This is a genomic window from uncultured Varibaculum sp., assembly GCF_902489465.1.
In the GTDB taxonomy this organism is placed as follows: Bacteria; Actinomycetota; Actinomycetes; order Actinomycetales; family Actinomycetaceae; genus Varibaculum.
Genome location: NZ_CABTZZ010000034.1, coordinates 1 through 18665, shown reverse-complemented (window position 1 = coordinate 18665; position 18665 = coordinate 1). Strand labels below are relative to the sequence as shown.

General features: G+C 53.0%; 18 protein-coding genes. 13 read left to right on the top strand and 5 right to left on the bottom strand.

All coding sequences use genetic code 11. The features are described 5' to 3' along the window. Window positions 1-1104 (bottom strand): DUF1015 family protein (locus RDM26_RS06715; protein WP_307738221.1); only part of this gene is annotated, 1104 nt, incomplete at its 3' end. A 143-nt stretch (window positions 1105-1247) separates the two neighbouring features. Between RDM26_RS06715 and miaB the strand changes: the two genes are divergently transcribed. Next, window positions 1248-2762 (top strand): tRNA (N6-isopentenyl adenosine(37)-C2)-methylthiotransferase MiaB, encoded by a 1515-nt coding sequence (gene miaB, locus RDM26_RS06710; protein WP_307738220.1) that lies wholly within the window; start codon window positions 1248-1250, stop codon window positions 2760-2762. A gap of 8 nt (window positions 2763-2770) precedes the next feature. Beyond that, window positions 2771-3715 (top strand): tRNA (adenosine(37)-N6)-dimethylallyltransferase MiaA, encoded by a 945-nt coding sequence (miaA, locus tag RDM26_RS06705; RefSeq protein WP_307738219.1) that lies wholly within the window; start codon window positions 2771-2773, stop codon window positions 3713-3715. A 434-nt stretch (window positions 3716-4149) separates the two neighbouring features. On the opposite strand, the gene hypD is transcribed toward miaA, so the two are convergent. Both hypD and RDM26_RS06695 read right to left on the bottom strand, forming a co-directional pair. Continuing rightward, a complete protein-coding gene (gene hypD, locus RDM26_RS06700; protein WP_307738218.1) occupies window positions 4150-5298 on the bottom strand; it encodes a hydrogenase formation protein HypD in 1149 nt (382 codons plus the stop codon). A 52-nt stretch (window positions 5299-5350) separates the two neighbouring features. After that, a complete protein-coding gene (locus RDM26_RS06695; RefSeq protein WP_024058579.1) occupies window positions 5351-5617 on the bottom strand; it encodes a HypC/HybG/HupF family hydrogenase formation chaperone in 267 nt (88 codons plus the stop codon). Between the two features lie 96 nt (window positions 5618-5713). Here RDM26_RS06695 and hypE point away from each other — a divergent pair, with 96 nt between their 5' ends. Beyond that, window positions 5714-6844 (top strand): hydrogenase expression/formation protein HypE, encoded by a 1131-nt coding sequence (hypE, locus tag RDM26_RS06690; protein WP_307738217.1) that lies wholly within the window; start codon window positions 5714-5716, stop codon window positions 6842-6844. A gap of 44 nt (window positions 6845-6888) precedes the next feature. Here hypE and hypF read toward each other — a convergent pair whose 3' ends face one another. Next, on the bottom strand, window positions 6889-9204 hold the full coding sequence (gene hypF, locus RDM26_RS06685) for a carbamoyltransferase HypF (protein WP_307738216.1): 2316 nt from the start codon (window positions 9202-9204) through the stop codon (window positions 6889-6891). A 104-nt stretch (window positions 9205-9308) separates the two neighbouring features. Between hypF and RDM26_RS06680 the strand changes: the two genes are divergently transcribed. The 6 genes from RDM26_RS06680 to RDM26_RS06655 all read left to right on the top strand — a co-directional run bounded on the left by RDM26_RS06680 (window position 9309) and on the right by RDM26_RS06655 (window position 15526). Then, window positions 9309-9659 (top strand): hydrogenase/urease maturation nickel metallochaperone HypA, encoded by a 351-nt coding sequence (locus tag RDM26_RS06680; RefSeq protein ID WP_307738215.1) that lies wholly within the window; start codon window positions 9309-9311, stop codon window positions 9657-9659. Between the two features lies 1 nt (window position 9660). Next, the gene (gene hypB, locus RDM26_RS06675; RefSeq protein ID WP_307738214.1) at window positions 9661-10449 is read left to right on the top strand and encodes a hydrogenase nickel incorporation protein HypB; all 789 of its coding nucleotides are present in this window, start codon (window positions 9661-9663) and stop codon (window positions 10447-10449) included. Window positions 10450-10579: 130 nt separating this feature from the next. Next, window positions 10580-11815 (top strand): hydrogenase small subunit, encoded by a 1236-nt coding sequence (locus RDM26_RS06670; protein WP_307738213.1) that lies wholly within the window; start codon window positions 10580-10582, stop codon window positions 11813-11815. Further along, entirely contained in the window at window positions 11815-13557 is a 1743-nt protein-coding gene (locus RDM26_RS06665; protein WP_307738212.1) for a nickel-dependent hydrogenase large subunit, read from the top strand. The genes RDM26_RS06670 and RDM26_RS06665 overlap by 1 nt, the downstream gene beginning before the upstream one ends. Next, on the top strand, window positions 13554-14867 hold the full coding sequence (cybH, locus tag RDM26_RS06660; RefSeq protein WP_307738211.1) for a Ni/Fe-hydrogenase, b-type cytochrome subunit: 1314 nt from the start codon (window positions 13554-13556) through the stop codon (window positions 14865-14867). Before RDM26_RS06665 ends, cybH begins: the two co-directional genes overlap by 4 nt. Before the next feature lie 14 nt (window positions 14868-14881). After that, the gene (locus tag RDM26_RS06655) at window positions 14882-15526 is read left to right on the top strand and encodes a hydrogenase maturation protease (protein WP_307738210.1); all 645 of its coding nucleotides are present in this window, start codon (window positions 14882-14884) and stop codon (window positions 15524-15526) included. Window positions 15527-15591: 65 nt separating this feature from the next. On the opposite strand, the gene RDM26_RS06650 is transcribed toward RDM26_RS06655, so the two are convergent. Continuing rightward, window positions 15592-15948, bottom strand: coding sequence for a hydrogenase/urease maturation nickel metallochaperone HypA (locus tag RDM26_RS06650; RefSeq protein WP_307738209.1), 357 nt, complete (start codon window positions 15946-15948; stop codon window positions 15592-15594). 23 nt (window positions 15949-15971) lie between these two features. On the opposite strand from RDM26_RS06650, the gene RDM26_RS06645 reads away from it, so the two are divergent. The 4 genes from RDM26_RS06645 to RDM26_RS06630 all read left to right on the top strand — a co-directional run bounded on the left by RDM26_RS06645 (window position 15972) and on the right by RDM26_RS06630 (window position 18377). Beyond that, window positions 15972-17228, top strand: a complete 1257-nt coding sequence (locus tag RDM26_RS06645; protein WP_307738208.1) for a nickel-dependent hydrogenase large subunit — start codon at window positions 15972-15974, stop codon at window positions 17226-17228. Window positions 17229-17287: 59 nt separating this feature from the next. Then, window positions 17288-17515: a HypC/HybG/HupF family hydrogenase formation chaperone gene (locus tag RDM26_RS06640; protein WP_307738207.1), complete on the top strand. Its 228-nt coding sequence runs from the start codon at window positions 17288-17290 to the stop codon at window positions 17513-17515. Window positions 17516-17606: 91 nt separating this feature from the next. Next, window positions 17607-17981, top strand: coding sequence for a hypothetical protein (locus tag RDM26_RS06635; protein ID WP_307738206.1), 375 nt, complete (start codon window positions 17607-17609; stop codon window positions 17979-17981). 30 nt (window positions 17982-18011) lie between these two features. Further along, window positions 18012-18377 (top strand): hypothetical protein, encoded by a 366-nt coding sequence (locus RDM26_RS06630; protein ID WP_307738205.1) that lies wholly within the window; start codon window positions 18012-18014, stop codon window positions 18375-18377. Window positions 18378-18665 lie beyond the last annotated feature (288 nt).

The following is an 18665-nucleotide window of genomic DNA, read 5'->3' as shown; positions in this document are numbered from 1 at the left end:
TTCGTACATGCACAATTCACGATTCTCTCCCTCATATAGTCCAGGATTAAGTTTTTTTTCAAGCAGAAGGCAGCATACGATCTCGATGCGTTCACTGGTGCGCGGATCGGTAATTCCCAGCAGGGGAGAGAGCACTGTTTCTTGCAGCAAGGACACATCTAAAGAATCAGGCAGCTCTTTACCGGCTAAAACCTGGGGACGGAAGCGGCAGGCGTACCATTTGCCGCCTAGATACATACTGAATGCACCAGCATTTTTCGGGGCAGCAAACTCGTCCAGTTCACTTAACGTTGCTACCGGCGATAAGTCTTTCAAAAACTGTTCGGGGGTAGTATCTCTCCAATCAAGCACTAAACGGTTATAGGGCAGGCACCGTAGGTCGTGGTCGGGAACCGCGACCGCTAGGAATTCATTCCAGGGGGCATCTGCGCGCTGGGGGCGAGAAAGCCCTACTTTGGCCGCGGAAGCGGAGCGGTGATGTCCATCGGCAATATAAAAGTAGTCCAATGATTCAAAGACGCCGCTCGCTAAAGAAGTATCTTCCGGCGAGAGCGGCCATAGCTCATGGACAGTGCCCTCCAAAGTCTCTCCTTTGAGCAGCGGCTGTTCTTGAGTTACCCGCGCAGTGAGGGTATCTATTTCTTCACGGGCACGATAGGTGAGAAATACCGGTTCGGTATGGGCATTCACCCGGTCAAAATGTTTAATCCGGTCGGCTTCTTTAATCGCTAAAGTTTTCTCGTGCCGCTTAATAGTGCCGTCTTGATAATCGGCAACCTGGGCGCATCCCACAATCCCCACCTGGGTTCTTCCTCGCCAAGTCTCCCGGTACAGATACAGGCAAGGTTGGTCTTCGCGAACCAGCACGCCCCGGTCAATGAAATCCGCCAGATTGGCGGTAGCTTGCTCATGCACCTGGTCAGCGTGTTGATCCACGCTTAGGGGCAAATCAATTTCCGCGCGGGTAATATGCAGATAAGAGTTCGGGTCTTTGCCCTGCGCGCTAGCTTCCTCACGGTTCATAACGTCATAGGGCAGTGCCACTACCCGCGGGGCAGCCTCGCTAGTGGGACGCAGCGCACGGAAAGGACGCAACTTCGGCATCATAATCTCCTTAAAGCTATTGTCTCTATCTTTACCCTAGCGGTTCTGCTGGAACTCCTAACGGATACGCCGCCTATTAGAATCCTGCATTATTTCACATTAGTTTTCTCCTAAGACGCAACTGACTATTATACTTGGGCGCGATGACAAGCAACGATAAAATGCCTCGCACCTATCATGTGCGAACTCTTGGCTGCCAGATGAATGAGCATGACTCCGAACGGATGGCGGGGCTGCTAGAAGCTGATGGCTTGATACCGGTAGAACTGGTGCCGCAAGCAGCCGCGCGCGCCACGAATGCCGGGGACGGCGGCGCCGATGTGGTAGTAATCAACACCTGCTCGGTACGCGAAGCTGCAGCTAACCGCCTCTTTGGTAACCTCGGGCAACTGGCCAGTGTGAAGCGGGAACGCCCCGGAATGCAAATTGCGGTTGGAGGTTGCTTAGCGCAGCAGATGCGCGAAAAAATCATTGAAAAAGCCCCCTATGTGGACGCGGTATTCGGTACCCACAATATAGATGTGCTCCCCGCATTACTCCGGCGGGCACGGCACAATCACCGCGCTGAAGTAGAAATTGCAGAGTCCCTGCAAGTTTTCCCGTCCACTTTGCCCACCAGGCGAGAATCCTCCTATTCCGCTTGGGTGTCAATCGCGGTCGGCTGTAATAACACCTGTACGTTTTGTATTGTGCCCTCCTTGCGGGGACGGGAACGCGATCGCCGCCCTGGGGAGGTGCTCGCAGAAGTAGAAGCCGTGGTTTCTCAAGGCGCGATTGAAGTGACTCTGCTCGGGCAGAACGTCAATTCTTATGGCGCGGGATTTGGAGATCGCGGAGCGTTCGCCAAGCTGCTGCGGGCCTGTGGAAATATCGAGGATTTAGAGCGGGTACGTTTCACTTCCCCTCATCCAGCGGCTTTTAGTGATGACGTGATTTGGGCAATGGCGGAAACTGAAAACGTGATGCCCACCTTGCATATGCCACTCCAATCGGGCTCTGATACTATTTTACGCGCGATGCGCCGCTCCTACCGGCAAAAACGTTTCCTGGGGATACTGGATAAAGTTCGGGAGGCTATGCCCGAGGCCGCGATTTCCACCGATATTATCGTAGGCTTCCCCGGAGAAACCGAGGAAGATTTCCAGCAGACTCTAGAGGTAGTAGCGCAGGCTCGTTTTGCCTCTGCCTTTACCTTCCTGTATTCGCCGCGTCCCGGCACTCCGGCGGCTGACCGGGAAGATCAAGTACCTCACCAGGTGAAACTGGAACGCTACAACCGGTTGATTGCACTGCAAGACCAGATTTGTTTGGAAGAAAACCAGAAACTTGTGGGCAGGCAAGTAGAGGTTTTAGTTTCCGAGGGCGAGGGGCGAAAAGATCAAGAAACTCACCGGGTATCTGGTCGCGCCCGAGATGGACGCCTAGTCCACGTAGCATTACCTGCCGGACAGGAAATGCCGCGACCGGGAGATATGGTTACGGCCACTGTCACCCATGGCGCTCCCCATAACTTACTCGCAGATTCCGCCTTGGAGGGAGGATTATTCTCGGTGCGCCCTACCCGAGCCGGGGATGCTTGGCAGGCGCGTCAGAGTAAACAGGAAGAATACTCCCAGCAGGTTTCTCTGGGGCTTCCCGCCATTCGTCCTCGCGGATAGGTAGCCTAATGGATTCCTCCAAGCTTCCACTCCTAGCGGTAGTCGGGCTAACTGCCAGCGGTAAATCTGGTTTTTCCCTGCAATTAGCTGCGGTGTTGGGCGAGCGAGGAATCACTTGCGAGATTATTTCGGCTGATGCTTTCCAGCTATATCGCGGTATGGATATCGGAACCGCGAAGATTCCGGTAGATGAGCGCAGAGGAATCCCGCATCACCTGTTAGATGTTTTAGAGCTAGACGAGAAGGCGTCAGTAGCTGACTATCAGCGCAGTTGTCGCCAAATTATTGAGCAGATTCGCGCTCGCAAAGCGCTGCCGATACTGGTAGGGGGGAGCGGACTATATGTGCGCGCCGTCCTTGACAAAATTGAGTTTCCTGGAACCGATAACGCTATTAGAGCTCAGTTAGAAGCACAGGCGGCGCAGCTGGGGATAGAGAAAATGCATCAACGCCTCGCCGAAGTTGATCCGCAGTCCGCAGCCAGAATCGTGCCGGCTAATGAACGCCGGGTCATTCGCGCCCTGGAAGTCTATGAGTTAACCGGCAGGAAGTTTTCAGCCACTATGCCGCGGCGCGAATACTTCCAGCCTGCTTTGCAATTGGGAATCGCCTGGTCGCTTCCCGTGCTTGATGAGCGTATAGCCCAACGCACCACCCAAATGCTGGCACAAGGATTTATCGCGGAAGTTGAGGAATTGCAAAAACTAGGTTTGGCGGACACTCCTACCGCCTGCCGGGCCACCGGCTACCAGGCGGTTATGGATTTGCTAGCCGGAAAAATCACTCGTGAAGAGGCAGCGGAACAAATAGCGCTGCAAACTCGGCAATTAGCACGCAAACAGCGTAAATGGTTCCGCAAAGACCCGAGAATCCATTGGTTAGACGGCGAAGCCGGCACATCCGCCAACGTGGAAGAAGCCCTAACCCTCCTTGGAATCAACGAAGAGCACTAAACTGCCTAGAAAATCGGTTTAGCTTAATTCTTGTCGGAAAGAGCGCGGAAAACTTTTTTCCTCCTGCCCAAAATCGTGCGAGGGGGCGAGGTTTTTCCTCCCGCCCAAGAATTCGGGAAACGTAGCGACGTTTTCCGAATTCTTATGCCCACCGCGCCCACTCGGATAAAACCTCGCCCCCTCGTTTAGGAATGTTTCATAGTGTCAGATTGTGTTGATGCGGGGGATAGTTTTATCCGAGCAGGCTAGGCGGGCGTAAATCCCTATTTGCTGCAAGCAAATACGGATTTTGGGCAGGAGGAAAAACTATCCCCCGCATGTTTAACCCCTTTTACGCATAATCGACTAGCTGTACATCTGTCATCGGGAGAGGAAAAATCTCGCCCCCGCGTGCTTAGCCAGACCCGTGAATAGACCGGCAAGTAGAATCGGGGCTAATCCTCAATTACGATGGCGTGGGCAGTTTCTCGATCAATGCGGCCGAAGTTATAGAACGCGGCGCACGCACCCTCGGGGGAAACCATGCAGGTACCGATGGGTTTTTCGGGCGAACACGCAGTGCCAAAGACTTTGCATTCCCAAGGTTTAATCCGACCAGTGAGCACCGATCCGCATTCACAGGCCGGGGGATCGGGAACCCGCACCCCCGGCACGTTGTACAGTCGCTCCGCGTCCCAGGCGGCGAATTCCTCAGAAATCCCCATCCCGGAATAAGGCATCCACCCTAGACCTCGCCACTCGAAAGTGTCACGGGTGGAAAATACTCGGTCAAGAAGTTTTAGGGCAGCCAAGTTACCTTCGGGACGTACTACTCGTGAATACTGGTTTTCTACTCGCGATTCACCGCGTTCGACTGCTCCCGATAGGTATTGGTCGATTAGCATGGCTACCGACTGCAATATATCGAGCGGCTCAAAACCGGTTACTACCACCGGTTTGTTGTATTCTGTTGGCAAGAATTTGAAGGCGTCGGAACCGACGACGGTGGCTACGTGGCCGGGCCCTATGAAACCATCAATCCGGGTTTCATCCGCGCCTACTATCGCCCGCAAAGGTGGCTCGATTTTCACGTGGTTAGAGAACACGGAAAAGTTCTCTACCTGCTGTTTCTTGGCAGCTACCAGGGTGACAGCGGTCGAGGGGGCAGTAGTTTCAAACCCGATAGCAAAGAAAATAACCTTTTTATCGGGATTCTCTTTCGCAATCTTTAAAGCATCTAGGGGAGAGTAAACGAAACGTACGTCACGTCCTCGCGCCCTCGCCTGGAGCAGGGATTCTTGAGAGCCCGGTACCCGCATCATGTCCCCAAAAGTCGTCAATATGACGTCCGGTTGATTAGCCAGCCAGAGGGCGTCATCGACCCTTCCCATGGGGATTACGCACACCGGGCAGCCCGGGCCGTGAATGAACTGTACGTTTTCGGGCAATAAATGCTCAAGGCCGTGCCGGTAAATAGTGTGAGTGTGCCCCCCACAAATCTCCATAAATGCTAACGGTCGTTCAAAATGTCGAGCTTCAGCATTGATGCGTTTTACCAGTTGGCGCGCAAACTCGGGGTCACGGAATTCGTCAACGTACTTCATTTGTTCTGTCTCATTTCGCGGTCAAAAGATTCTGTCTATAAGGGAGAGGCGGTTAAACCGAGGTGGTCTTGAATTGTTCCAATTCGCTTTCAAATTGCCCCAGTTTTCTAATCTGATCCAAAGTGGTGGCGGCCTCATCTGCATCGATCTGAGACATTGCAAATCCCACGTGTACCAGCACCCAGTCGCCTACTTTTAAACCTTCGTCTGCCAGTAAATCGGTGGAAATCATGCGCTCCACTCCAGATAGAGAAACTTTGGCGCGGCCGCTCTCGGTTTCGTCGAATGCTACGATTTCAGCTGGTACTCCCAAACACATATGAATCTCCTTTAGCAAGCTTCTTTTCCAGATTACTGACATTTAGTTGAGCTATCAAAAGATGAAAATAACAACCCATTGTGCAATTATCGATATGTGGATCCGAAAAACCGGCTTAATCAAGATGAATCAAAAGTAAACTCCAATATTGCCCGGGTGCGCAGTCGCGGCATGAAACTCAAAGATGACTACGTGACGCTGTCGCATGGAGCGGGCGGGAAAGCCTCGGCTGCCCTGGTTGATCAAGTTTTTGTGTCCGGCTATGGCAACGAGGTACTTGCGGAACTAACTGATGCGGGGGTGCTGCCCCTGGCAGAACTGCTGGGCTTTGACAGCGAGGACGCTAGTTTTGGTGGCGGCAAGTTGGCAATGTCCACTGATTCTTATGTAGTTAATCCTATCGTCTTCCCCGGTGGCTCTATTGGGGAGCTTGCGGTTAATGGGACTGTCAATGACCTTGCAGTTTCGGGCGCTATCCCCAAAGTTATTAGTGCCGGTTTCATTTTGGAAGAGGGCTTGCCGATAACGGATTTACGCCGCGAAGTGCAGGCGATGCGAGATGCCGCCGAGAGTGCGGGGGTAAGGATCGTAACTGGCGATACCAAAGTGGTTCCCAAAGGCAGCGGCGACAAACTATTTATTAACACTGCCGGAATCGGGATTGTGCCAGGTGATCGTCAGCTGGGTGCTAGCCAGGTGCAGCGTGGCGACCGGATTATCGTTTCGGGAGCGATTGCAGATCACGGGATGTCGGTGATGATGGCACGCGGGGATCTGGCGATTGAAGCCCCCATTAAATCTGATACCCGTGCCGTTAATCACCTGGTGGAAGCGTTGATGGCGGCGGTTCCGCAGACTCGCTGGATGCGGGATGCTACTCGCGGCGGGCTGGGAACGGTACTGAATGAACTAGCGGTGGCTACTGGCTGGGGAATAGCTATCGAGGACGAATCTATTCCAGTACACGATATGACCCGTGGTGCCTGCGATATGTTGGGGATTGACCCAATCTATGTGGCGAACGAAGGCATGTTCTGTGCGGTAGTTCCCGCTGACCAGGTAGATAAGGCGTTAACAGCCCTGCGAGCACTTCCGGGCGGGGAAGAAGCAGCTAATATCGGGCGGGTAGTTTCCAAACCGGAGTCATCGGTGGTGATGGTGACCGCTTTCGGGGGTACCCGGATGATTGATATGTTGGTGGGCGACCCGCTACCGCGAATCTGCTAACTATCCAGGGGAAGGCATCAAAGGTAGGACTCTGCCTAGTGGTATTAGCCTTCGCTTGCCCCTAAAATAGCTGCCCACGCCTGTCCTAGGCTCAGACCCCCATCATTTGGGGGCACGGTCTGGTGAGTCAAGACTTCATAGCCGTTTTCGTGCATTATCCGTATGAAATGACTGCTAAATAGGCGATTCAGGGCGACCCCCCCGGTCAGCCCCACGGTTTTAATTCCCGCTTTTTCCGCGGTTTCTGCGGCTTGGAGCCCCAGTAACTGGGCTAGCCCCAGATGAAACTGCCAGGCGCGCTCACCTACTTCCCGTCCCGGTTCGAATAGCATTTCGAAAAGCTCCCGGTAGCTGCCAAAGCGTTGAGCCCGCCCTCGTTCATGCGTATTTGCCCAGCTGGTGGCGGCGTGTTCTAGTTCCATGGCTGCTTGCGCCTCGTAGGTTACTGACGTGCAGATTCCCAAAATGGCGGCTGCGGCGTCAAATAATCTACCGCAACTGGTGGTGGATACTACTCCGAATCCCGTGTCTAACTGGCTTTTTACCAGTTCTACCTCGGCGTTGTGTCCCTGGTGATCACCAATTTCGTTGCTGATCGCTTGGGTAATCCGATCCAGATTCCAATCATGAGCGATCCCTAAGGCGACTCGCCAGGGATAACGCACTGCCCGGTCGCCTCCTACCAAGCTAAATGAGGGCAGGTGAGCGCGGCGTTGCCAAGTGTCTCCCGCAATCTCCAGGATTTCTCCTCCCCAGATAGTGCCATCGGTTCCATACCCGGTGCCATCTACTGCCACGACTACCACCGGATCCAGGTGGGAGCATTCCGCCAGTAGGCTATAGGCATGCGCCACATGGTGTTGCACCTGCAATAACTCGATGTCGTGCTGGCTGGCAAAACGGGAAGCCCAAGTGACGGTGGAATAGGCTGGGTGCAGGTCGCAAACCACTGTTTCGGGCTGGGAATGCTGAAAATTTAACATTTGGGTTACCGCCCTGTCTAAGGCCTCCTGACAGGCCAGAGTGCCCATGTCCCCAATATGCCCCGACAGATGCGCCCAATCCCCGTTGGCCAGGCAAAAAGTATTTTTTAGCTCCCCTCCTATCGCCAAGGTAGGTGCTGTGGCTACCCGCGGTAGAGCCACCGGCAGCGGTGCATAGCCGCGCGAACGCCGCGAAGGAATAGTTACTTGTGAGTTAGCTAAGAATACTGAGTCCTCCATCGGCAAATAAATATCACGGTCATGGAAAACGAACCCGTCCGCAATACGCGATAAACGTTCGCAGGCGTCCTCGTTAGTAAAACACAGTGGCTCTCCCGCCAGATTTCCCGAGGTTGCCACCAGTGCCATGTCCGAACAGTCGGCGCTCAAAAGCTCTAAGTGCAAAGGGGCATAGGGCAAAAGCATCCCCACGTCCCCTAAACCGGGAGCCACCGCGGGCGCTAGATCATATTCGGAGCCCAAAGGAGCGATTACGATGGGGCGTGCCGGGCAGGCCAGCTCTTTTAACTGGGAATCATTTAGCTGCGCCAACCTGTTAGCAGCCTCAATATTGGGAGCCATCACTGCAAACGGTTTATCTCCGCGGTTTTTTCGTTTGCGTAGCCGGGCTACCGCTTCTTCATTGCGGGCATCGCACATTAGATGAAAACCGCCGATACCTTTTACCGCCAGGATTTCTCCCCGTCGCAAACGTGCCCTAGCCTCGTTTAAGGCCTTGGCGATCAGGGTGCGGCGATATCCAGAGGGAGGATGCAGATTTGGGTCGGCAGTATCGCTTACCCACAACACTGGGCCGCAATCAAAACAGCTAACCGGTTGAGCGTGGTAGCGCCGATTTTTTGGATCGGTATATTCTGCCTGACATGCCGGACACATCGGGAATTTAACCATAGTGGTGGTGTCCCGATCATAGGGTAAATCGCGCATAATCGTTGCCCGCGGACCGCAATTTGTGCAGGTAGTAAAGGGATAGTGGTAGCGACGATTAGCGGGGTCGGCCATTTCTTGGCAGCAATCCGGGCAGGTAGCGGTATCGGAGGGAATCAGAGTACGTGCGCCGGAACGCCGCCGCGAAGAAACAATTCTAAATCCGCTTTCACCCTCGATATCGGCAATATCGCAGGCAACAGTGTGCAGAACCTTAGCTAGGGGAGGTAGAGTCGCCAGCATTTTCGCCATGAAGTTATCAATATAGCTGGCAGCGCCTTGGACTTCGATAAAAACTGACTCGTCGTCGTTTCCCACGAAGCCGCTTAAGGGAAAACCCGCGGCAACTTTGGCTACGTGGGGGCGAAAACCTACTCCTTGCACCACGCCTTTCAGCCGATAGGCTCGCCGCACCTGGGTCCTCCTCATAGAAAATCAACAACTTCCACCCTAGCGCTAACCCGCGTCAAGGGAAGCGGGTAAGGTTAAGGGGGTTCCGCTGTGAGCGGTAAGTCACGAACTCAAGGAGGGTCATGCACGAAGTTGCGCTTTCGCGTCAACTTGCGCGGATAGTCTCGCGAAACGCAGCTGGACGTGAGGTTCTAGAGGTCGATTTAGAGGTAGGGCATTTACGACAGGTAGTTCCCGAAGCTCTCCATTTCGCCTGGGGAGCGGTTCGTAAGAATACTTTGCTCGGGCCTGCCCGGCTTAATATCACCGAAATACCGGCGGTGGTTCGCTGCCGAGATTGTGAGGAAACTACCGAATTACGGGAAGTGTTAGATTTCCGCTGCCAAGAATGCTCCTCGCGGGATCTACAGATAATTAGTGGGGAAGAGTTTAGAGTGGTGTCTATTGAGGTAACACCCTTAGGGAAGGAATAAAATGGGACGTTTTCATCGTCACGATGACGGTACGGTACATTCACACGATTCAGCAGATCATACTCACCATCATGATCATGGTGACTATGTAGCTGATCCGGAGGTAATCGGGGATCACTCGGGATATGACACCGAGAAAGAACGTATTGAGATCCTAGAAGATATCTATGCGGAAAATGATCATTTGGCAGAGCATAATCGCCAGGCGTTTGCAGAACATAACGTGAAAGTGGTTAACCTGATGAGTTCGCCCGGTTCGGGGAAAACCACTTTGCTGGAGCGCACCTTATCGGAACTGCAGGGAAAAATGCGGATCGGAATTATTGAAGGTGATATCGAGACTCCCTTGGATGCCGATCGCCTCCGCGGTTATGGCGCTCAGATTTCCCTACTCAATACTGGGCAGGGCTTCGGGGGAGAGTGTCACCTAGACGCCCCCATGGTGCACCATACATTGGACGGTCTAGATCTCAGCCAACTTGACCTGGTGATTATCGAAAATGTTGGCAACTTGGTGTGCCCAGCAGAGTTTGATGTGGGAGAGAATGCCAAGGCGATGGTGTTCTCGATTACCGAGGGTGAAGATAAGCCCCTAAAGTATCCGGTGATGTTCCGCTCGGTCGAGATCGTGGTGGTAAACAAGATGGATCTGGCGCCCTATCTTAACTTTGATATGGATCGCTTCCGCGGCTACTTGGAGCAGGTCAACCCGGGGGTAAAAGTGGTGGAAGTTTCCGCCGAAAAGGGAGAGGGGGTTGACGCCTGGATTCAGTGGCTACAACAACTATAAATACGCTAATTATTTTTTGCGTAATATAAGTGGATATAGTAGCTGGTTACGCTGATGTGTGGGCGGTAGCTATATATAATGACTTCGACAGACGTTGTGGTCTAACTTAAAAACCAGTGAGGAACCGGAAATGAGTTATGAGATAAAACCCTGGCGGGAGGGAACCCTCGCCGATAACCTCGCCAGTGCCGGGGTCAGCAGACGAGATTTCGTCAAATATTGTGCTGGCTTGGCAGCAATTTTTGCTGTAGGTACTCCCCAGATGGCACATGCAGCTCCGGCACAAAAAGCCGCCGAGGAGCTGGCCGATAAACTAGGGGCGATCACCAAACCCAATGTGGTGTGGCTACAGCTCCAAGAATGTACCGGTTGTATGGAATCGGCTCTGCGTAGCGGGGGAACCACGGTAGAAGAGGTGGTACTGAACTTACTTTCCGTTAACTACAACGAGCTGCTGATGGCGGCTGCCGGTGAGGCGGCCGAAAAAGCTTTGGCTGAAACTAACGCTAAAAAACATATCTTAGTGGTCAACGGTTCTATACCCACTAAAGATGGTGGGATCTACTGCACCATAGGTGGTAAATCTGCAGAGCAGGTTTTGCGCGAATCTGCTGAGAACGCAGACATTATCTTGGCAGTGGGAGCCTGCGCTGTCTACGGTTCGGTGCAAGCTGCTAAACCTAACCCCACCGGGGCGGTAGGGGTAGATGAAATTATTAAAGATAAAGCAGTTATTAACGTTTCTGGTTGTCCGCCGATTGGCGAAGTAATTACCGCCTCCCTAACCTATATTTTGACCCACGGAGAGCCTCCCGAAGTTGATTCCGAGGGACGTCCCCTCTTTGCCTATGGTCAGCGAATTCACGATTCCTGCCCGCGGCGCCCTCACTTTGATGCCGGCCAATTCGTGCGTACTTTTGATGATGCTGGCGCGCGGGAGGGATGGTGCCTATACGATGTGGGCTGCAAAGGCCCCTCGACGTATAGTCCCTGCCCGATAGTGCAATGGAATCTGAAATCAGGGTGGCCGATTGGTGCTGGTCACCCCTGTATCGGCTGTACCGAGCGTGACTTTTTCGATCGTTTTTCACCGTTCTATCAAGTCTTGCCCAGTGTCCCGGGATTCGGAGTAGAAGGTACTGCCGAGAAAGTAGGACTGGGCTTTACCGGCGCAGTGGCGGCAGGAGTCGCCGTCCACGCGGGAGTTACCGCTGCTAGAGCCGCTGCGGATCGAAAAGCCACCCGGAATTCTCCAATGGCGGCTTTTGGGGAAGCCACTGATATTGATACCGAGCCGCCCTCCCCGGAGGAAAACCCTAACGCAGAAGTTCCTGAGGCCAGCGAAAAGAACAGTGAGGCGAAATAATGGCTGAAAAAGTAGTTATCGACCCGTTAACCCGCATTGAGGGACATCTGCGCATAGAGATGGAAACCGAAGGCGAGCAGATTAAAAAAGCTTGGAGCGTGAGCACTCAGTTTCGAGGAATCGAAACTATCGTTCAAAATCGCGATCCTCGGGATGTGTGGGCTTTCGTCCAACGTATTTGTGGGGTTTGTACCTCGGTTCACGCGATTGCTTCCATTACTGCAGTAGAGGACGCTATCGGTTCCAATCCCCCAGAAAATGCGCGATTGATCCGCTCGCTAGTGTTGGGGTCGCAAGAAATCCAGGATCACGTGATCCACTTTTATCACTTGCACGCTTTGGACTTTGTTAACGTCCCCAATGCCGCGAAAGCAGATCCAGCTAAAGCAGTCGAGTTTGCCCGCTCTATCGGTTCTAAATGGCGGGGCAATAACTTGAAACGCTTCACCGAAGTTCGGGACACGGTGAAGAAGATTTTGGATTCCGGGCAGCTTTCGGTGTTTACCGGCGGGTATTGGGATCACCCGGATTACCGCCTTCCTCCGGAAGCAGATTTGATGTGTGTGGCTCACTATCTGGATGCTTTGGAGTTCCAACGTTCCATGATTCGGATCAATACGGTTTTCGGGGGCAAGAACCCGCACCCGAACTTCCTGGTAGGTGGCATGGCCTGCTCGATTGATCCGAAGTCCTCAGAATCCATCAACCAGGTGCAAATGGATCAAGTAAAAACCTGGGTCGAGGAGATTAACGAGTTCGTAAAGGATTGTTACTATCCCGATATTCTCGCCTTGGGCGGGGTATACAAAGACTACTTCGATATTGGTGCTACCCATCCAAATTACTTGGCAGTGGGACTGGCAGGATCGATGTATGCGGGTGACCCGAATAAATCTCGTCTGTCCTCACCTCACATGGCTATTAAGCCGGGAGTGATATTCGACGATGACTTCACCAAGGTTCATCCTTTCGATCCTAACAAGATTGAAGAGTTTATTACTTCTGCTTGGTACCAGTACTCGGTGGGAGACAAGAAGGGACTAACTCCGGATAAGGGCGAAACCACAGTCAACTACACCGGTCCCAAGCCTCCTTTCAAATGGCTAGGTGACCGCGATAAATACACCTGGTCGAAGGCTCCTCGCTATGATGGCAAACCTATGCAGGTCGGTCCGGTAGCGCGGATGTTGTTGGCATATGCTCAAGGTTACGCACCGGTTAAGAAGCTACTTGACGGGGCGATCGCTACCTTAGGTATTACTCCCAAACAGATTAACTCTACAATGGGACGTACCTTTGCTCGGGCAGCGGAAGCGGTAGTCTCTGCAGATTTAATGCGCGAGGATTACAACGCCCTGGTTAACAACATCAAGAAAGGCGATATTGATGTTTTTGACGCCAGCAAGTGGGATCCGAGTAGCTGGCCTGCCCAGGCGCAAGGATACGCCTTTATTGAAGTTGCTCGCGGAGATCTATCGCACTGGGTATCGATCAAAGATGGCAAGGTAGAACGCTACCAAGCAGTAGTGCCTACTACCTGGTTGGCGGGTGGACGTGACGCTCAAGGAATTACCGGCCCCTATGAAGAATCCCTGATGGGAACGGGCACTCATCCGTTGGTAGATCCCAAAGCGCCCCTCGAACCCATGCGTACTATCCATTCCTATGATCCCTGTATGTCATGCGGCGTTCATATTCTCGATCCCGATGGCAATCTCCTGGGTGAGGCGGTGACATCATGAACGACAAAGCGGGAACGACAACAGTTGAAGTATCGAAGAAGTCCTCTGATAAAGCTTTAGCGAAGGCGAACAAGGATCGCCAAATAGAGTTTTTCGCTCAAGATGAGGCTAAAACCGAGGGGATTGAAGTCGGGGGCGGCTTCAGCTGTTCGGATATCTCTCTGCGTCGCCTGCTGGTAATGGCGGCAGTGTCTCCTAAAGGCAGCACCGATCCGGTCGATGTAGCGCTCAAAGAGTCACTGCGCTACCGGTTCCGCCATGGCGCACCTAATGTTGAGATTCCTGCCGAAAACTTTGATCCCCCGGTGGATCGACGCTACTCGCTGGCACGCATCAATGATATGAAGCGAACCAAGACCGGGGAGTCTCGTAATACCATCATTGCCCGGGGGGATCTCGAGTCGGTGATGAATGTCGCTGAAACCGAGCGATCGCTGCGAACCTTGCTCAGGAAGAACGCGCAGATGGCGGGGTCGCGAGGCTATCGCTGCCTGGGGGTGGCAACCGCCACCGTGGACGAAAACGGCGAGATCAGTCCCTTCACTATGGAAGGCTTCGTCAATGTGCGCCCGGTGGGCACTGGTTTGCGAGGTGGGGATCTTACTCCCACCAGTGAAGACTGGGTACGGCTGAGCGTGTGGTCAGCTAGCTTGCGTTTCCTGCATTGGTTGAACGTGCTCCTGATCGTCACCCTCTCTGTAACTGGCTACTACATTTTGGACCCGTTCTTTGGGGATACTTTCTTCCGAGGAATCAATCCCGGATTCCTCATGGGAATTATGCGTTTCATCCACTTCTCAGCGGCATTTGCCTGGTTGGCTGTGGGAGCAGCCCGCGTCATTGTCGCTTTCATCTCTAAAGATCGTTATATGAGGTGGGAAACTTTCGGGCCATTTAAGAAGAAGCAAGACTGGATCAATTTCAAAGAAACTGTGGGTTTTTACCTGTTCTTACGCAAAGAAAGCCCACTGTATGTAGCGCATAATCCTCTGCAGCAAATGGCCTATACTTCTATCTACATACTGGGTGCTTTCCAGATGCTGATAGGAGTGGCACTGTATGCTTTGCCATATAAAAATACCAACCTTTTCTGGCAAATACTGGCTGCCCCCAACGATTGGCTGGGTATCCCCGCCTTGCGGTTGATCCACGCGCTAATCATGTTTGCCTTCTGGGGTTTCGTCATTGGGCATATTTACCTGGCATTCCGAGCAGATTCACTGGAGCGTCACGGCGGGATTTCTTCGATGATTTCCGGCGGGGTTTGGATGCGTCGCACCTCTAAACCCTACGATGCCCCCGAACTCTAGATTGAAAGGAATAGATGTCGGCAGGTGATTTGACGCCTTCGCAGCTACCTAACTCGCAGTTTCCTGCGAGTTTACCTTCCCACCCCTGTAGGGAGTCGGGTAGTAGCGATAACTATTTGCCTCTTCCGGATACCTCTCAAACTGACGGTAGCCCTTGGGCAGGAAGCCGTTTTACCGTCTTGGCGGTGGGAAATCCCATCATGGGTGATGATGGGATTGGCCTGGAGATTCTAGCGGGGCTGCAAGCGCTAGTATCCCAGCGCCCGGCCTGGGAGGCAGCGATTGCCAGGGGAGAGATGTCCCTACTAGAAGGCGGAACAAACGGTATGGAACTGGTTCCGGTAGTGCAAGAAGCAGAGCGGCTATTGATCCTAGATTCAATAGCTCCGGGTAATGGGCGCCATCCGGGACAGGCATTGCATATGAGTGGCGATCATGTGCCCCGTCTGCTTTCGATGAAGATATCACCGCACCAGGTGGGTCTGCTAGATGTGCTAAGCTCCGCACGTCTTACTGGAAAAGAACCAGATGTACTGGAAGTTGTGGGGGTAGTTAGCGAAAAGGTCGATCTACACTTAGGTTTAACCGCTACCGCAGCCTCGGGAATAAAACCGGCGGTTGGTTATGCTGCTGAAATCCTAGACTCGTGGCTTAAATAGCTTCCCCACGTTAGCGATTGTCTGCTTGTAATCGGACGTCGTTTTGACCTGGCGTAGCGCGAGCGTTAGTTCTGATCCCACTCCACCCAGGAAATTTCAAACTCGCGGCCGTGAGTGAGATTGCCAGTAGGCATGCCGCATTTTGGGCATAGCAGCGCGAAAAATTCGTCAATCTCTACATCTTTAGCACAGCCGGGGCAGTAGACACTAGCGGGAATAGGGTTGATCTCCAGCTCGGCCGCGGCGCAAATGGTATTTTCGCGAGCTATTGGCCAGGAACCATACAGGGCATCTGGAATGGCACCGGACATGGTACCGACATTTAGCGCGACTTTTTCAACTCGGGTAACCTGATATTCAGCATCAGCGGCTGCTTTTTCCACCGCCGCCACTACTGAAGTTAATAGCCCAAGTTCATGCATATATTTATTTTCTCAGGAGAGTAATGAAAATCAACTTAGATGAAATCATTGATCCGATGCAAGGACGGGTGGTGATAACCCCAGACTCACGAGGGCAGGCTCATGCCCATTTTGATCTGCAAGGTTTACCGCGGATAGATGGAATGCTGGTAGGAAAATCTGCTCTGGAAGCATTGAAAATGACCGAGCATTTATGCGGGATATGCCCAGTAGCACACCATTTGGCCGGAATTCGCGCCCTCGACGCCCTCAGCAGTAATAGTGAAATATCCCAGGTAGCCGAGCTTACCCGTCGCCTATTGCATTACGGATCGGTAGTAGAAACCCATTCCCTACGCTTCTTGCGCCAAGACCGCGATAGTGGGGTGACCCTTAAGAAAGTTTCAAAACAAATGCTGGTAGCGGCAGGTTCGCCAGGGCATTTCCCAGTTACTGCTGTGCCGGGCGGGGTTAGGAACTTGCCGAATATCGAAGATTTAATAAAGCTGCAAGAAGAGCTACCGGCAGCGCTAGCAAGCGCCGAAAAGCTATGCGAACTCGCTTTCAACCAGCAATCCCATACCGAAGTATCCAGCCAGTTTGCCGGGGCAGATTTGGCTCTGATTAACGAGGACGCAAATCCGGATATTTTTGGAAACAGGGTTCGGGCAGCGCGCGCCGGGTCGATCTGGAAAGAGTTTGACTTCGAGGAATGGAACCAGCAGGTAGCGGAAGAAAACCCGGGTGAGCCTGCACCGCGCCCCTATTTGAGCGCTTGGGGGCCAGTCCAAGGACGCTATCGGGTAGGCCCGGTCGCGCAGCTTTCCGTGGGGGTTTTGCCCAGTGAACTTGCAAGCACGGCGCAAGAACACTGGTTAGCGGGTAGCCGCGATGCTGCTAGTGCGAGAGTCATCATTACTTTACATGTCCTGGAAAAAACTGTAGAGCTAATTTCTGAGCTATTACGCCTGCTTGAGCTAGGAGAACTCGAAGGGTGCCCACCACAAGAGCAGGTACGTTTCCAAGAGGGAGTTGCTACCGGTCTGGTTGATGGCCCGCGCGGACTGCTGGCTCATACTTACCGCAGCGATTCCCAGGGGATTATTACTGCCGCTACGATTCTCACCCCCACTGCACAAAACGAACCCTGGCTGGCAGATTTATTAACCCAAGCGATCGGTAGGGATGATACGGGTCGACAAGCGGCTCTAGAGCAATCAATTCGCGAGGCTGATCCCTGTTTGCCACTCAGCTCGGCGCCGGAGGGGCAAATGGGGCTGCGGGTTGATACCCAGCATTAGTACTGAGGGGTATCCTAAAGTGAGAGATTCCAGTATCCCGACCAGAAAGGACTAAGGCCATGTGCGTGGGAGTGCCCTGCAAAATCTTATCGATTGAGTCAGGCGTGATGCCGATGGGGCGCATCGACGTAGCTGGACAAGTCCAGGACGCTTGTATGGCTTATCTTCCGCAGGCGCGCGTGGGCGACTATGTCCTAATTCAAAATGGTTTTGCAATGAATCTTTTAACTGCCGAGGAAGCCCAGGAGTCTTTAGATACCTGGCGAGAGCTGGGAATGATCTCCTAGAAGTGCGTCCGGGGCAATGGAAGTATTCTTTTCGTAATCGGAATATTTGTTAAACTCGATAGCAAGCTCATAGATAGTCGAAGGAGTTATCATGGCATGTTTTATTGTTCCTGCTGCTGAAGCAGCGGCAGTAACGGTAGCTAAGAAACAGATCGCAAGGAAAGCGCACAAAGGTGCCACCCCGGAAAGCACCGAACGTTCATTAAATCTAGTTCGCAAACTGACCTGGCTAACCAACCTGTTATGGGGCGGAGCGTTGCTGCTGGGTTTTGAGCACCTGTGGCATGGGGAAGTAATCGCCTATTTCCCGTTCCTTTCGGCGCTCACAGAGCGTTCCACCACCCAGCAAATGCTATTTGAGATGGGTACCGTGGGCGTGGGTATGGCACTGCTGGTAACCGCCGTTTGGGGTGCAGGCTTGGCTCTGATTCGCGCCAGTGAACGCCGCAGCAAAGTAGTAAAGTAACCGAAAAGATCTAGGCTTAAGGAAATATTCATGACCTTGGTGATTACCCTTTTCGCGGCGATTGCCAGTACAGCCTGGTGGTACGCGCATGCCCCCCAATCAAGAATGCGGGTAGACCTCCTTTGCTGGATGTATTGGGGAGCTTCCTTAATGTGGATGGTCGATCTGGCAGCTGAATATATCGAAGAGGGCGCGAAGGTATTTGCACCCGCAGCCAGCGATATGCTCAACGACGCCTACTTGGGGCTGTTCGTGGTAGCACTGGCCGGCATTGTCTGGATCGGTTACCTAATCGTTAAGGATCCCCGAGGAGTCCGCACCCAGATGGCTAGGCAGGAAACCGATCTTCATCGGGATGCCAGTGTCGATGCGAAAGAGGTAGTGGCTTCTCGTTAAGGATAATAACCACTTCTCTACCGGAGAGGTAGCTGAATAAAAAACTCCATAACTGCGCGGGCAGATACTGATAAAGTATCTGCCCGCGCATTGTTATATCTGCTGTAGCTAATGAACGCGAGGGACAACTTTTTCCTCCCGCGACTGTTGATTCCTAAAGAGCTGCCTTCATAGGTATTTACGTTGACTAAGTAGCAGTAGCGCGGGGGATAACTTTTATCCGAGTGGGCGCGGTGGGCATAAGAATTCGGAAAACGTCGCTACGTTTTCCGAATTCTTGGGCGGGAG